Below are 15,419 nucleotides of genomic sequence, written 5' to 3'. Positions count from 1 at the left end.
CGGAGCGCGTGGAGATCCAGCGTGCTCCTACGAGGGACAGGCTGCTCGGCTCAGTGGCGGTGCGCCTCTGCGGTGGTGGAGGAGGTCCGAGCAGCGAGGTGCACGATCGCCTCCGCGCTCGGTGTGCCCGGCTCGGCGTGGTACACGCAGAGCAGGTAGCCAGGCGTGCCGGGAACCACGAGTGTCTGGTGACGCAGCACGATCTGACCGTACCCCTTCACCTGCGGGCGTACGTCTCCGTCGTAGTACGGGTCGACGTCCTGTCGTTCCCAGAGCGTACGGAAGACCGGATCCTGCTCGGACAGTCGCGCTGCCAGCTCGTGGAGACGAGGATCGAACGGGTGCCCGTAGTAGCGCAGCCGGCGCACTGTTCGCGAGGCAAGCTGGTCCCAGGTCGGTAGCGCGCGGACCTCGGGCAGGGTGAACACCGCCTCGGCGATGTTCACGCCCGGTTCGAGCGCATGCGGGACGACGGCACGGGCCATGGCGTTCGAGAGCACGACGGTGTGCCGTGAGTCGATGATGTAGGCGGGAGTGTTCGGCCAGGCGTTCAGGATCGCCGCGAGATTGTCCATCGAGACCGCGGCCTCCTGGGCCGGCAGGTCGACCGGTTCGGCGTTCGCGAGCAGGAGCATGTAGGTGATGGCGGCCTCGTCCAGCATCAGCGCGCGGCCGAGTGCGCGCAGCACCTGGTCCGACGGGGTGCGGTCGCGGCCTTGTTCGAGCCGTAGGTAGTACTCCTGGCTGATGCCGGCGGCGCGGGCGACCTCGTCGCGCCGCAGACCCGGGACACGACGCCGCGTGTGCGAAGTGACGCCCGCTTCCTCGGGGGAGACGACCGCGCGGCGCGCGCGCAGGTAGTCGCCGAGCGGCGAACCCTTGACACCCACGTGCGAGTCCTTTCCCTCGAGGTGAGTCCGGCCAGGACCGCAGCTCCACGACGAGCTGCCTGTCCGCGACAGGGCCACCCTCGGCCCGGGCCACCAGTCTACGGTCGGTGGGGTCGCCGGAGCCTCGGGCGACCGGGAGGGAAGCACCAGTGACGTCGGCTGCTGTCCGTCGCGCCCACGTGGCGCGGGCAGCGCTGTTCCGGGAGCCTGCGATCAGTGTCTGGTCGCGGTTTGAAACGCTTGACGACCTGAGCACTCTTGCCGACCTGGTCGAGGTCACGCCGATGGATCCGCCAGGGTCTCGGCTCGTGGGCTTCGGCGGCAACCGGTTCGGTGCCGTGGAGTCCATCACCCGCCGTGAGTCCGGCCTGGTCGCGTACCAGGCACGAGTGCCGGGCGGATCCGCCCGTGACGACTTGGACGGCGTTGTCCGTGTCTCCGCCGAGCCCGACGGCTGCAGCCGCGTGACGTGGTCGGCCGAGCTGGTGAGCGACAACGGCCAGGAGGCCCGTGACCATGTCGGCGCCTGGCTCGAGCGTCGCCTGCAGCTCGCCGGCGGCACGTTGCTGGCCCCGCTGACCATGGAGATCTGGCTGGGCGGCGCCCGGACGGCGACGCTCGTCGCCGGGGCGCGGGACGCCGTCCTCGTGGACGCCCCGTCCGCCACCGTCGAGGCGGAGGATCTCGCGGCCTGGATCCGGTCGAAGGGCAAGCAGCTGACCGGTGTGATCGTTCTGCCGGGAGGCAGTACTCCGGGCTTGCGAACCGTGCTGCGTGCGTTCCCGGAGGCAGGCGTCGTCGCGGCGCCCGCAGTCACAGGGCTGGACCTGGAGGGCCACGAGCTGCGGCTGTTCGACCTCGGCGAGATCGCCGGACGCCGGGCCGCGTTCGTGTCGGTGCGCGATCTGGATGCCGCATTCTGCGGGGATCTCGTGAGCAACGGCGTCCGTGCGCGGCTCGAGGGGGTCGATGCCGCGGCGCGACGGGCCTGGAACCGTTCGCTGGACCTGCTGCAGGCGCTGCGCCCGGCGTGGACCGTTACCCGGCATCGCGCTCCCGGCACCCGCAGCGATGCCACCGGGCCTCAGGTGGCATCACTGCGTCGCTACCTGACAGGCCCCGACACACAGCCGACCATGTGATGCGGCGGCCCCGGAGCCTGTCCCCGTTGGGGACACGCGCAGCCAGGCGGGCAGTTCGTAGTTTCGAGCCGGTCAGGGCAATCCCTGACGCACCGCCTCGTTCCCAGGAGCAACCATGGCCTACATCACCACCCCCGATGGCGTCGACATCTACTACACCGAGCAGGGCGAGGGGCAGCCGATCGTCTTCAGCCATGGCTGGCCGCTGAGCTCCGACGCCTGGCAGCCCGAGCTGAAGTTCTTCAGCGACCACGGCTACCGCACGATCGCCCACGACCGCCGCGGGCACGGCCGGTCGAGCAAGACCGCCGAGGGCCACACCATCGACCAGTACGCACAGGACCTGGCGCTCCTCGTCGACACGCTCGAGCTGCACGACGCCATCGTCGTGGGCCACTCCACCGGCGGTGGCGAGGTCGTGAGGTACGCGTCGCGCTACGCGAACGGCCGCGTGGCCAAGGTCGTCACGGCCGGTGCCATCCCCCCGATCATGGTCCTGAACGAGAACAACCCGGGCGGGACTCCGATCGACGTGTTCGACGGCATCCGCGCGGGTGTGCTCAGCGACGCATCCCAGTTCTGGCTCGACCTCGCCGAGAGCTTCTTCGGTGCGAACCACGGCCGCGACGTCTCCTACGGTGCCAAGCTCGACTTCTGGCGTCAGGGCCAGCTGGTGAACCTGTCCGCCGCCTACGACTGCGTCAAGGCGTTCAGCGAGACCGACCAGACAGACGACCTCAAGTCGCTCACCGTCCCGATCCTCATCGCGCACGGCGAGGACGACCAGATCGTCCCGATCGAAGCGGCCGCCCGCCGCGCGATCGACCTCGTGCAGAACGGCACCCTGAAGACCTACCCGGGCGCTCCGCACGGCATCCACGGCGACTTCCGGGCGCAGCTCGACCAGGACATCCTCGACTGGATTCGGCTCTGACCTCAGTACCGCCACAGGGTCCGGCGCTGCGGCAAAAGGCACGCGCCCGGCCCTGTGACAGGTAGCCCCGCCGACACTCGCGCACCCCTCAGCTCCCGACCCCCGGAGGTCATGATGACTACGACCGAGCCCGGCACTCGCAGGCTTCCCTTGAACTTCTTCGGCATCGCGTTCGGCACCGCCGGCCTCGCGGGAACCTGGACCACGTCCGGCCAGCTGCTCGGCGCCCCGACGGCGGTCGGCGAGACACTCTGGGCGGCGGCGGCGCTGGCCTGGGGAATCATCACGGTCGTCTACCTGCGCCGCCCCGGTGGCCTGCGGGCCATCGCAGGCGACCTGCGCCACCCCGTGTTCGGTCCGTTCGCATCCCTCGTCCCCGCTGTCGGCTCGCTCCTTGCGGCACACCTGTTCCAGTGGTACCCCGTCGCGTCCGGCATCGCGGTGTGGGTCATGCTCGCCCTGTCCGCTGCGCTCGGGGCGTGGTTCGTCTCGTCCGTGCTGTCGCAGCCGCGCGCCCCCGCCGCGATCCATGGCGGGTACCTGTTGCCCACCGTCGCGGCCAGCCTGATCACCGCGCAGTCCCTCGCGACGATCGGGCACCGCGACGTCGCGATCGGCCTGCTCGCGGTCGGGATCATGTTCTGGATGTTGATCGCCAGCGTGCTCCTCGTGCGCTACATCACCGGGCCCCCGGTCCCACCCGCGCTGTTCCCGACCATCGCGATCTTCTCCGCACCCCCGGCTGTGGCAGGCAACGCGTGGTGGGCAATCTCCGACGGTCAGCTCTCCACGGCCGACACCGTATTCGCAGCGCTCATGATCGCGCTGCTGCTGCCACACCTGTTCCTGCTGCCGATGTACGCACGCACACCGTTCGTGATCGGCTTCTGGGCTACGACCTTCACCGTCGCCGCCAGCGCGACGTACTCGATCCGTCTGCTCACGACGGCGACCGGCGGGACCTTCGGATCGGCGGCCTCGTGGCTGGTACTCCTGGGCGCCACCCTCACCATCGGGGCCGTCGCCGTGCGTTCGCTCACCCTGGTCCCTTGGCCAAGACGGTGACCAGCAGATTGGCGTTGGACGCTCCGGCGGTGCCTGAGCGGCTCGGAGAAAGGAACCGGACATGCGTGTAGTCATCGCCGGAGGTCACGGAAAGGTGGCCCGAATCTTGGCGCGACAACTCGTCGCTGCTGGCCACACACCAACGAGTCTCGTCCGCAACGCAGCCCATCGAGACGAGCTCGCACGCGACGGCGCTCAGGCGGCGGTGTTCGACCTGGAACATGACGGCCTCGATGCGCTCACCGAACTTCTCCACGGCGCAGACGCTGCCGTGTTCGCAGCGGGCGCCGGCGGCGGCAGCACCCCCGAACGTACGAACGCTGTCGACCGGGAAGGAGCCATCCTTTTCGCGCAAGCGGCGAAGCAGAGCGGAGTACCTCGCCTGGTGATCCTCTCCGGAGCCGGCGTCGACGACTACGACCCCTCGTCGAAGGACTCGTTCCAGGTCTACTGCCACGCAAAGTCGGACGCGGATGCGTTCGTGCGCACGCTCGACATCGGCTGGGTGATCGTCCGGCCCGACGGACTGACCGACGAGCCAGGCAGCAGGCTCTTCACGGTTGCCGACCAGGTCACCCGGCAAGGCATCGCGCGCAGCGACGTCGCCGCCATCCTGCTCGAGCTGGCAGTCGGACCAGACCCGGGACGCATCCAGTTCGAAGTCACCTCCGGTGACCAGCCGCTCCGCGCAGCCCTGCAAGCCCTCTGAGCCACGACGCGACGGTGCCCGTCGCTAGAACACCCCAACCGCTCCGATCATCGCGCTCCTGCCGAGCGCGAATCACACCCCAGGAGAAGAGACAAGCATGACCGACGAGAACCTCACACCCGGGTCGATCGTGGTCGCGTACCACTCCGGATACGGCCACACAGCGGTCCTCGCAGAAGCTGTCGCTGAAGGCGCAGAAGACCGCGGCGGCGCGGTAACGCTTCTCGATGTCACCACGATCGACGACGCAGCATGGGCGGCACTGGACGCAGCAGACGCCATCATCTTCGGAGCTCCGACCTACATGGGCGGCGCGTCGGCCGAGTTCCACCGCTTCGCCGAACTGACGAGCGGACGCTTCTTCAAGAGCGCCTGGGCTGACAAGCTCGCCGCAGGATTCACCAACTCAGGATCGAAGGCCGGCGACAAGTCGAACACACTCGGATTCCTGCAGTCGTTCGCGGCGCAGCACCACATGATCTGGATCAACCTCGCTCTGGCCGCGGGGTGGAACTTTCAGGACGCCGCTGAAGACGACCTCAACCGACTCGGATTCTGGTCAGGAGCGGCAGGCCAAACACACAACGACGTGGCCCCGGAGGCGATGCACGGCTCCGACATCGCCACAGCCGTGCACCTGGGACGCCAGGTCGCCCGCCAGACCCAGATCTATGTCGCCGGGCGGCAGACGCTCGCCTCGGCAACAGCCGACGAAACCGAGACGGTGAGTGCCTGATGGATCTGCCCCGTCTTCACGTAGCGCGAGCGGCACGATTCAACCAGCCCGCAGCCGACGTCTGGGCGCGCATCGGCACGTTCGATGACGTGACCTGGATGCCCGGCGTGGACCACGTGAACAACCTCGAGCAGGGCCGAGTTCGTGAGGTGCACCTCCAGGGAGGTGCTCTGCCCGTCACCGAGCAGCTCATCACGTCCACGGCACGGTCGATGACGTTCGCCTTCTCCGACCCGGGTCCCCTTCCCGTGGCGGACTACCTCGCCACCCTCCGGGTCCACGACGACGGTGACGGGAGCGTGGTCACCTGGTCGGCGCAGTTCGCCGCTCGCGGCGGTGAAGAGGAGGCGGCTCGCTCGCAGATGGCCGGTTGGTACGAGGCGTGCCTGCGGAACGCTGGCGGGGACCTCCTCTCGCCGCTGTCGTTGAACGTCTACGTGAGCGACTACAAGCCCATCAGCGCAGCAGTGCCCGCATGGCAGTCACCCGCTCCAGCCACCTGGCCGGCCAGCACAGCGACGCTGATCGCAGGTATCACCGATGCAGTCCTCATCGACGCCCTCATCACAGTCAAGGAGGTCTCTGAACTCGTTGACTGGATCAGAGCCAGCGGTAAGAACCTCACAACCGTGTACGTCACGCACGGCCACGCCGACCACTTCCTCGGCCTCGCAGCTGTGCTTGCCGCGTTCCCCGGCGCAACAGCCGTCACGCTTCCGGAAGTCATGCCTTTCGCCGACGAGCAGCTCAGTGACGGCTACCTGGCCTACTGGCGGTCGCTGTTCCCAGATCAGCTGCCGGAAACCGCAGTCGGCCCCACTCCGATGACATCGGACCACATCGATCTCGAAGGACACACGTTGGTGCCGATCCCGGTAGGACAGAGCGACACCGATCCGTCGAGTGTCGTGTACATCCGAGACCTGGATGCAGTCGCCGGAGGCGACGTGATCTACAACGGCATTCATCCGTGGCTGGCACAGACCGACTTAACCAAGCGGAAGGAATGGGAAGCAGCAATCGACATCGTCGACGAGCTCAATGCGTCCTGGGTGGTCACCGGCCACCGGGATCCCGCCGCTCAGTCCGACGCATCGGCACCGCTCATCACCGCGACCCGCGCGTATCTCCGGGACTTCAACACCGCGGCTGCGCAGACCGACTCCGAAGAAGCCCTGGTATCGCACATGCTGGAGCGCTACCCCGAGCTTGGGAACCCCTACACCCTCACCGCTTCAGCCGCGGCGCAGTTCAGCAAAGAGAAAGAGGCAACGGTCTAGACGATCACGCAGGTAGGTGGCTGGTGGGGTGTCGACCCACTCCGCATACCGGTCCAGAGCACGACGAGCCACCCTTACGTCGGGACTACTGCGCGGCCGGGTGACTTTGACCGCCTCACGTTGCACGCCATCCGTATGCGGCAGTCAGTGTGCCGGAATTGCAGGGTTTACCACCTGGCGCGTCTGACGCCAGTCCTCGACAGGCGAGAGGGTGGGGCACAGGTGGAGCGTTGCCCTACTTCACTTGTACTTCTTGTTCACCTTGATCGGAGACTGGAGATCGTCGTACTTGCCGACGATGCCCTCCAGCTTGAGGTGCTCGAGCAATGCTCGGTCGGCATGAGTATTCGGGATCCGCGGCTTGTCTCGACCGACTTCGGTCAGCTTGGGGTAGTCACCGCTGAGTGCCTGCAGGATCGTGAAGAGTTGATCGCGGCCAAGCGAGGCAAGGTGAGGTTCGAGCAGCGGCACGATGTACCGCGCGTCGACACCGCCGAGCGCCATCTTCTCCACGACGGCCCGCGGGAGCTCATGCCCGTGCCCCGTGGCGAATCGTGCGAGTTCATTCAGGCCTCGGGGCCCGGCGACCCCCGAGTACTCCGCGGCCTGCTGGACAATCAAGCTCTTGATTGCGGGATCGATCTTGTCGCTCGCCAGGAGGACCGCGAGGTCGGGCCGAATGAGACTGGGCGTCATGTAGCTCTTGAACTTCGCCGACTCGCAGATGAATGCCTCGCGGGTCGGCCAGTCGGTGCCGGCCAGATGCTCGTATATGTCGGCGTCATCCGCGATGACGTTGTGCTTGAGCAGCAGCGCGAAGAAGTCCCCTGACTCGGCCGCGACATCATCCGTTCCGAGGTAGTCGCGCAGGTTCAGGCTCGCGACCAGCTCCGTGCGCAACGCAGCGGACGAGAGCTGGTCCCTCGCGGCCAGGATCGCTATCGCCACGACTGTCTTGGCCTCCTCGTCAGCTGCCTCAGGCTCTGTGATCACGCCAGCGGCGGTCAAGGTCGTGGCCAGATGCGCGTCAACCGCGCCATGGACCGTGACGTACCGGCTGACGTTGTTGAGGGTGGCCGGGAATCGCTGATGCTCTCCCAGCGTCGGCCAAACGGCCTCGGGCACTTCCGCAAGATTCTCGACCTTACAATCCGAAGCGGCTCTTTCGATCACATCACCAATTCGGGGCGCTCCTTGCCCAAGTACGTCTTCGATCACCGCGATGAACTGCTCGTTTGCGTCAACCGTTGCGGATGCGCCTTCTATGGCGTCCAAGTACGTGCTCAGGTGCTCAAGCACATGGTCGTACACCGTCTCGTTCGCTGACCGAATGACGTCCAGCGCCAGGCTTGACGTGCTATCGGTGGCGATCACAAGGTTCTCCCGAGTGACCTCGTACAGGTTGCGCGAGACGAACGACGGGCGGACCTGCCGTCCTAGCGGTTCCAGACGAGGCAGGCGGGCCTCCGCATCCGCGAAGAGGGCACTGATTCGTTCGGCCTGAGCCGGTGAAGTCGCGTCTGACGTGAGTGCTGTGAGTTCGGCATAGTTCGCCAAGAGATACCCAGTTACCCCAGTGTCCGTCCGCTGCTTCGACGCCGAGAGGTGCGCCAAGGCGACGCCCACAAGTTCCAGGCGTGAGGCGTCATCCAAATCGGCCTGGTTCACGAGGTAGACGAGCGCTCGCGGGAAGACGTCTGTGAACTGCTCGGCGAATCGCGCACGCTGCTCCCCCGCGTTCAGGTAAGCCTGCATGAACCGCGTCTGAGCTTCCCCGAGGGTGGCCATGGAGCGGATCATGATGTTCGCTGCGTCGCCATCGGTCGCCAGGAGACGATCAAGAATCGCGATGTTGTACAGCGCCGGCTCCTTCAGCGCGTTCTTGCCGCGTTCCCGGACAACTGCGTCCGCATCCTCTGGAGCAAGCTCAAAGTGCTCGTCCATCAGGTCCCGGTCAACGTGATGGATGATGAAGTTCGTCGCGGCTGGGCCAACGCGATCGCCGTGGAATGTCGACGTGTACAGCGTGAAGTTGCGGTCTATGTGTCCGGCGCGGATGAGTTGGTACGCGAGTCCCGGTGTCAACAGTGCGTGCGCAATCGCGTTGAGGGCCTGCGCGGTTCCCTCGTAATTGGTGAGGAACTCCGGACGCTTGATGAGATCCCCGAGGTCGGCGCTCCGCAAGAACTTGATGGCCTCCGCTTTAGCATCGATCTGCTCATTCAGCGCTTCACGATCTGCCTCGTCCCAGATCTCAGCATCAAGTGAATCGCCAAGCGACGCCGCGAGACTTTCTCGCGTGAAGGACAGGGTCTGGCCGTAGTTGTTGCGCCACTGCAGGACGGTGTTCTCACTCGAAGAGGCAAGCTCTGCCCAAAACTGGGGGGTCTTGAGATCGGCAAGGGACTTCGCTGTACGCGCGATAGAGTAGTTGGCCACCTGCTGCTGGTAGCCAGCTGCTTGCACGGTGCGCTGCACATGGGCCAGGAGTCTTTCCCCGAGACTTTCGCTGCGCGTCGCCGACCCGTTGATCCGTGCTAGCCGGTAACGGAGCACTCGACGTTCGCCCTCAATCCGCTTGATATTCTCGGCTACCAGATCGCGGCCGTGCTGGTAGAGAACGTCCAGCTTGCTCTTCCCGATCCGGATCGCCTCGAAGTCCGTAAGATGCGTGCTCTTGTAGAGCATCATGGCGAACAGGTTCGTGTCGCTCAGCTTAAGCTGCTTACCGTCACCCGAGAAGATTCGGTCACGGAACACGACGAACTCGTTACGGACATTCTTGAGCAGTCGCATGTCCGGGACGTACTGGGCAGCTAGGTCCAGCAGTTCGGGCGCGACATCGTGCTCGATATCACCTAGCAACTGGACTACTAGGTTGCGAGCGCTCTGGTGCGTTATAAACGGAACCACCGGAATGACAAGATCAAAGAATTTCGTGCGATTCGCTCGTACCGTCTCCGCCTGCGCCGGATCGTCCATCTGAAGCACGTCGGGTTCAATTTTTCGACCTTCTGCTTCCAGACCGATGCGGTCGAAGATGCTGTCCTTGATGGCGTAGATGAAGCGGACCGGTTTGTCGATCTGGGGCGATGCGTTGAGCAAAGTGTTCAGCGCGCGAAGTGTCTCAAAGATGTGCGAGTCGTTGAAGCGGTCGATGTCCTCGAAGATGACGACATCGCGCTTTGACACGTCGAAGAAATAGACGATCTCGTCGAGGTATTGGTCGAAGTACGACACTGAGTTGTCGTCGAGCGTGACGGTCGCCGAGCCTGCTGAGAACTGCTTGATGTGAAGTTGCCCGTAGAACATCCTGCGGACCGTCAGCGCAACGAGCGTGGCTACTGCCCAGACGATCAGGTGAGTCCAGGCGCCGAGGTCGCTCAGAGCCGTGAACACGGACGCGATCTGTGCTGTCCAACTAGTCAGCAAGGAGACCACGGCGACGGCAAGCCCCAGCAGAGCCGCAGTCCCGAGTGCCCGCCACCATCGGAATCGCTCGATGCGTCGAAACCTGGATGCCGGGGTCTTGCCTGGCTCTTCCCGGTACAGCAGTTGCTTTACGATTTCCTGTTGGATCCGGTTGGTCGGCGTTGTCGCCTGGATGGGCACCGACTCATCGAGCTTGGACGCCTCGATCGGCGCAAGAGTCGACAGGGAGAGTTCAACGACGCGATCATCCTGCCTTCGCGCGACCTCCCGAAGGATGCTGCTCTTGCCGACGCCATAGTTGCCCGACAGCGCGATGTTGCGGATTCGCCCGTCCTCGAGAGCAGCCCCAATGGCCGCGACATACCCACCGTGCTCGCCCTCAAGGTACCCGGGTGTGAGCGGGACGAGGTTCCATGCCCCGCTGGCTTCTCGTCCCTGCGGGACACGGCTCGTCTCGGCAGCATGCTCGCTCGTCATACGCTGTGAGAGCGTCCATCTGCCTGGATGTGACGGCGTCAAGCGGCTGAATTCCCGATTCACCCCGTCGTCCGGTCGTCACGGATCGCGCGTCGATGCCTTGTCTACCCTGTAAGGCCGAACCTGTCGGTGCCGTCGCCTTCGGATCGGACGCGGTTGGTGCACCTGCGGCACCTCAGCGCGTGCCGGTGCCAGCCCAGCCATGACTTCCACCGATGGCATCGGGTAGCGGCCAAAGCGCCGGTGCAACTCGTCTTCAAGAAGCGGGATGTCGCGCTCCTTCCACGACTCCACCCTCATGCCAAGCCGAGAAGGGCCGCCTGCCGAACAGCCACAGCCGCGCAGTTGTGCGGTTCATGCCCGCCGAGCGCACCCGCCTGGATTATTCGGGCGCGTACTGTGTGGGCACGTGATCGGCAAACTTTCTCGCCCTCTCGAGTGGATGGGGTCAGCGTTGCTGCGCACATGGACTACACCCACCGGCCGTGGCGTCGTCGAGAATGTTCGGGGGCTGGTGGCGTACTGCACAAGACGACGCGAGGCGGTCGACGCCCCCCGGTGCGAGCCGCTGCCGGTCGGCTGGCGGACTACCTCGGTGTCACCACACTTGCGCCGGCCTCTCCGGCCGGGCTACAAGGAAGTGGGCGCCCTCTGGGGTGAGCCGCCGACCGCACGGAGGCTGATTCCACTCAGGAAGATCATCGGGGCGCCGCCTGGGGTGATCACCTCGTCAACAACATGGACGTCCAGCTTGTACCTGCTATGACGCCGTTTCTGGTGTGAGAAATCTGTCACCAACTGCTGATTTGTCCACCGGGGCGGCCAGCGTCCTGTTGTCGACATCGCCCAACCCAAGGCGTAGAGCGGGTTTCGGGCTGCTCTACACCCGTCCCAGGGCGCGGCCGGGGTGGGCAAATGGCGGCCGCCACCCCTACTTTCCCGGTGAGCCGTCCACAGAAGACACGGGGTGACTGAGGTGGTGTCGGACGGCCGGGTTATCTTGATTGTTGGAAGGCGGAGTCCCAGATAAGAGCGACGACTTCGTCCACCAGACGGTCACGCACGAGCCCTGCTACACACCCTCGAAGATCGTATAGACCACTAGGCATGTGTTTGTCGGTGTCCTCGGATACTGTGACCCGCAAGGCCCCGGCTGGCGGTGACTTCGGTCGCCACTCAGCCGGGTAGCACAAAGCCCGAGCGTTGCCGCGCTCGGGCCGAGTGCAACAACTCAACAACCGAAGACCGTGCTGTCGAGCTGTTCGATGTCCTAGTGAGAACACGTTCAGTCTCGCATGTCCTAACAGGTCCTGTTAACGGGACCGGTTAACGGATGCTGTGAAGAACACCGCAGACGTGGACGCACGGTCACCCCGATCTCCCCGAAGGAGGAGAACCTCGTGACCGATGTTCCCGAGATCTACGTATCTCAGCTGACCCACTACCTGGCGGCCACGTCCGCACCGCAGGCCGACCGGGCTGTCGCGAAGATCCGCAGCCAGCTCGCGACCCCGTACGAGTTCTGGAAGGACCCGTACGGGCCGGTGCAGAACCGGCTGCTGCGTGACCGGCGTGGCAGCCGTGACGGCCAGGAGCTGGTCGAACTTGCCGAGGGCGCCCCGGCGAGCCGGAAGGCCAGCTACACCCTGGCCGCCGAGGGGTGGGCCCGGCTCGCCCCGTGGTGGGACGGGCTGCAGCACGAGCGGCTGCCCAACCAGCGCGTCCAGGTCGGTGACCTGGCCGTCGTCGTGCCCCGGCTGTGCGCCGAGCGGCACCCGGACGGCCAGCTCGAGGTGCTCTACGTCCGGTTCAACAAGGGCGACCTGCCCCTGTACACGATCTTCGGCGTCATGCGGATCGTGCAGCGGGCCCACCCCGAGACGACGAGTACGTTCGTCGACGTGCGCCGCGGTGCGGTGCACACCTCGAAGGGCCGGGACCTGACCGTCTACGACGAGTGGCTCACGGAGGCCGGCAACGACCTCGCGAAGCTGCTCGACGCCGGCCAGGACCAGGCCGCCGCCGCGTAGCAGCAGCACCAGGGAGCGGTGATCTTTTCGTGGCCGGCTCGCCGTATCACGAAAGATCACCGTCCTCCGGTCGGCCGGCCGCAGCTGCGCGTGGACGTGTCAACCATGGCCGCGGACATCGACCGCCTGGTCGACGCCGGACTCTGGGAGCCGGTCGAGAGCGGCTACCGGATGCTGCGCGGGCCGCATAGCGACCCCAACCTGCCGAGACCCCTGTGGCGGTACAGCGAAGGCGGTACTCACATCGTTCGCACCGGTGTACGTTCGTTGGTCAGCAACGAGCGGCTGGCAAGTGCTCAACCGATCATAGGAAGTGACCAACGGGAACGGGACTGCTGCACCCGCGTCGGGACAACCGTGCTAGCGCAGCGGACTCCTCCTGCGTGGCGACCGACCGGGCATCCACCATCAACCGGCGCGCGACACCAGCCAGAACACGCATCCGCTGCTCCACCCGCCCCGGCGCTCCACGTCACCCGTGGTGGCCTCCACCTGGTCACTCACCCGCACCGGGCCCCCGCCCGAGACGAACCTCATCCGACCGGCCCAGCTCCCACACGCCACCGACACCTTCGATCCTCCGCCGTCGACCTGCGAACTCGACGGTGTTGCGAACTCGACGGTGTATCGGGTCAGTACTCCTCACACGCTGGGCAGTGCGTCTCGAACGCGAGCTCCAGGAGGCGCACGTCCCCCTCTGTCAGCCGCACGACGCGGTCGGGCGGTCCGTCCAGGTGCAGGGACCTGTTTCCGTCTGCGTCCGTGACAACGGCGCGTAGACGCAGCTCTTCGACGTGGTCCAGCATGGTCAGATGTCCTCGGTGCCGTCGTGGTGCTGGGTGACTGCCAGGTCGCCGAGGGGCAGAGACAGCACCCTGCCCCGGAGGGGTGGTGTCTTCGCGTGGGCTGGCCGGTAGGTATGCGCGGCGCGTTGCGGCATGCCGTCGCGGCCCCAGTCTGCGATGTGGTCCACGATGGTCAGGGCCGCGCGCTCGGCGCGGGGGCCGAATCCGATCGCGCCCAGCTCTGACCCGCCGTCGGCTCCGGGTGGCTGGATGCACAGGACTGCGAACGAGTCGCCGTCGACATGGCCGATGTGCATCCACCGCCACGTGTCGTCCTGCAGCAGCTCGCGGTCGGTGTAGGTCAGATCGGCCAGGCCTGGTAGGTCGTAGGCCAGGCGGGTGCGTAGGCCGACGAACATCCCTGGTGGCGGCATCACCACCCCGGAGGCTTCCACGACCCTCTGGTCTGGGAGCACGTCGGGCAGGAGGGAGAGGTCTGTGTCGTGGTCCCAGGACCTCGCGGTGATCACGCCTCCGTGGGCACCGCGGAGCTGTGCGGTGGTGGGTTGGGGTGCGGTGGCGCCTTGGACGTCGACGAACCCGCAGACCATCGCGGACTGGCCGACCAGTAGTTCGCCCTCGCGGCGGAACGGGATCGACCAGCACTCCGAGGAGTGTCGTGCCCGCAGGGGCACGACCAGGATCCCGTCCTCGACCAGGGCGCTGATCCATGCGGGGGCGATGTCCCACACGCCGACCGTGACCACGATCCGGTCGAACCTGCCCAGCGCGAGCGGTTCAGTGGCGTCGGCCAGGACGGCTGTGACCCGGTCGGTGTACCCGGTCCTGGCCAACGCGGCCTGGGTTGCTTCGATGACGACGGGGTCGATGTCCACGGTGACGACGTACCCGGTCGGGCCGACGAGCTCGGCGATCAACGCGGCGTTGTACCCGCCCGACCCAACCTCCAGGACCCGCATCCCGGGTTCGATCTCGGCCTGGTGCAGCATGCGGGCCTGGAGCCACGGGGCACTGACCGAGGACGTGGCGCGGCCTGTGGCGTCGTGTCGGGTGAGGACGACACCGTTCGCGTAGGCGGCTTCCAGGGTGGTGTCCGGCGGGCAGAACAGGTGGCGGGGCACGACGCGCAGCGCCTGCTCGATCCCGGCTGAGATCTGCCGCGGGTAGGCGTCCTTGAGCTGGTCGACCATGGCCTGGCGGAGCTGCCCGGCAGGTTCGCCGCTCACGATGGTCTGTGGGGTGCTGGCGGTCATGGCTGCCCTCCTGTTGCGTCGATATCGGCGGTGGGTCGGTGCTGGTTCGGGTGGCCCGAGCGCGATCTCGGCCGGGTGGCCTGTCTCTTGACGGCCACCTGCAGGCCGCCCGCCCAGCGGGCCGGGTAGCCGAGCAGGTCGGGGTGGGTCCACCACTGCCGCAGCTTCTCGACCTGCGTCAGGTCGGGCCGGGTGTCGCTGTCGGGTGGGAGCAGTCCGCCGGCGATGTACAGGCCTGCGGGGTTCAGGAGGTTGACCAGGGTGTCGAGGCGGTCGAAGTTCTCCGGGCGCACGTTCACGAACGCCAGGTCGAACGGCTCACCGGTGTAGGTGTCGAGCCACTTGTCGGCGTCTGCACACACGGACTCGACCCTCCGGTCGTGGGCGAAGGTCACCGCGGCGGCGGCGTGGCGCAGGGGGTTGATCTCGATCGTCGTCAACCGTGCACCCGGGCTGAGGGCCGGCAGCATCCACGCGATGCCCGCGCCGAGCCCGGTCCCGATCTCCAGGAGCCGCCCGCCCGGCCGGTATCGGGCCAGCGCGGTCAGCAGGGGGCCGGTGCGGTCGTCGACCGTGAGCGGGAACCCGAGCCTGTCGGCCGACTCCTGCACAACGTCCAGAAGCGGTGGACGGACCGGTGGGGCGTGGTTCATGAGCGTGCTCCG

12 protein-coding genes are annotated in these 15,419 nt (G+C 66.4%); 7 read left to right on the top strand and 5 right to left on the bottom strand.

The features are described from left to right. Nucleotides 1–50: 50 nt before the first annotated feature. Nucleotides 51–890 carry a helix-turn-helix domain-containing protein gene (locus tag ACO229_RS06955; protein ID WP_397433766.1) on the bottom strand — a complete coding sequence of 280 codons (840 nt, stop codon included), beginning with the start codon at nucleotides 888–890 and terminating at the stop codon, nucleotides 51–53. A gap of 149 nt (nucleotides 891–1,039) precedes the next feature. Here ACO229_RS06955 and ACO229_RS06950 point away from each other — a divergent pair, with 149 nt between their 5' ends. The 6 genes from ACO229_RS06950 to ACO229_RS06925 all read left to right on the top strand — a co-directional run bounded on the left by ACO229_RS06950 (nucleotide 1,040) and on the right by ACO229_RS06925 (nucleotide 6,756). After that, nucleotides 1,040–2,032, top strand: coding sequence for a hypothetical protein (locus tag ACO229_RS06950; RefSeq protein WP_423464293.1), 993 nt, complete (start codon nucleotides 1,040–1,042; stop codon nucleotides 2,030–2,032). Between the two features lie 115 nt (nucleotides 2,033–2,147). Continuing rightward, nucleotides 2,148–2,966: an alpha/beta fold hydrolase gene (locus ACO229_RS06945; RefSeq protein ID WP_171105133.1), complete on the top strand. Its 819-nt coding sequence runs from the start codon at nucleotides 2,148–2,150 to the stop codon at nucleotides 2,964–2,966. 114 nt (nucleotides 2,967–3,080) lie between these two features. Then, nucleotides 3,081–4,031 (top strand): hypothetical protein, encoded by a 951-nt coding sequence (locus ACO229_RS06940; protein WP_423464292.1) that lies wholly within the window; start codon nucleotides 3,081–3,083, stop codon nucleotides 4,029–4,031. A gap of 61 nt (nucleotides 4,032–4,092) precedes the next feature. Continuing rightward, entirely contained in the window at nucleotides 4,093–4,740 is a 648-nt protein-coding gene (locus tag ACO229_RS06935) for an NAD(P)H-binding protein (protein WP_423464291.1), read from the top strand. 97 nt (nucleotides 4,741–4,837) lie between these two features. Further along, a complete protein-coding gene (locus ACO229_RS06930) occupies nucleotides 4,838–5,476 on the top strand; it encodes a flavodoxin family protein (protein WP_423464290.1) in 639 nt (212 codons plus the stop codon). Next, entirely contained in the window at nucleotides 5,476–6,756 is a 1,281-nt protein-coding gene (locus tag ACO229_RS06925) for an SRPBCC family protein (protein WP_423464289.1), read from the top strand. The genes ACO229_RS06930 and ACO229_RS06925 overlap by 1 nt, the downstream gene beginning before the upstream one ends. Before the next feature lie 240 nt (nucleotides 6,757–6,996). Here ACO229_RS06925 and ACO229_RS06920 read toward each other — a convergent pair whose 3' ends face one another. Continuing rightward, nucleotides 6,997–10,665, bottom strand: a complete 3,669-nt coding sequence (locus ACO229_RS06920; protein ID WP_423464288.1) for a DNA-binding protein — start codon at nucleotides 10,663–10,665, stop codon at nucleotides 6,997–6,999. A gap of 1,400 nt (nucleotides 10,666–12,065) precedes the next feature. Between ACO229_RS06920 and ACO229_RS06915 the strand changes: the two genes are divergently transcribed. Beyond that, a complete protein-coding gene (locus ACO229_RS06915) occupies nucleotides 12,066–12,695 on the top strand; it encodes a hypothetical protein (protein ID WP_423464287.1) in 630 nt (209 codons plus the stop codon). 632 nt (nucleotides 12,696–13,327) lie between these two features. Here the strand turns inward: ACO229_RS06915 and ACO229_RS06910 are convergent. Genes ACO229_RS06910 through ACO229_RS06900 form a run of 3 tightly spaced genes read right to left on the bottom strand, consistent with a single transcriptional unit; the run spans nucleotide 13,328 to nucleotide 15,407 of the window. Then, nucleotides 13,328–13,501, bottom strand: coding sequence for a hypothetical protein (locus ACO229_RS06910; protein WP_423464286.1), 174 nt, complete (start codon nucleotides 13,499–13,501; stop codon nucleotides 13,328–13,330). 2 nt (nucleotides 13,502–13,503) lie between these two features. After that, nucleotides 13,504–14,754 carry a methyltransferase, FxLD system gene (fxlM, locus tag ACO229_RS06905; protein ID WP_423464285.1) on the bottom strand — a complete coding sequence of 417 codons (1,251 nt, stop codon included), beginning with the start codon at nucleotides 14,752–14,754 and terminating at the stop codon, nucleotides 13,504–13,506. After that, nucleotides 14,751–15,407: an O-methyltransferase gene (locus ACO229_RS06900; protein WP_423464284.1), complete on the bottom strand. Its 657-nt coding sequence runs from the start codon at nucleotides 15,405–15,407 to the stop codon at nucleotides 14,751–14,753. Before ACO229_RS06900 ends, fxlM begins: the two co-directional genes overlap by 4 nt. Nucleotides 15,408–15,419: the final 12 nt, after the last annotated feature.

The sequence above is a fragment of the Promicromonospora sp. MS192 genome, from assembly GCF_049532985.1.
Lineage (GTDB): Bacteria > Actinomycetota > Actinomycetes > Actinomycetales > Cellulomonadaceae > Promicromonospora.
This window is presented reverse-complemented; position numbering and strand designations above follow the sequence as displayed.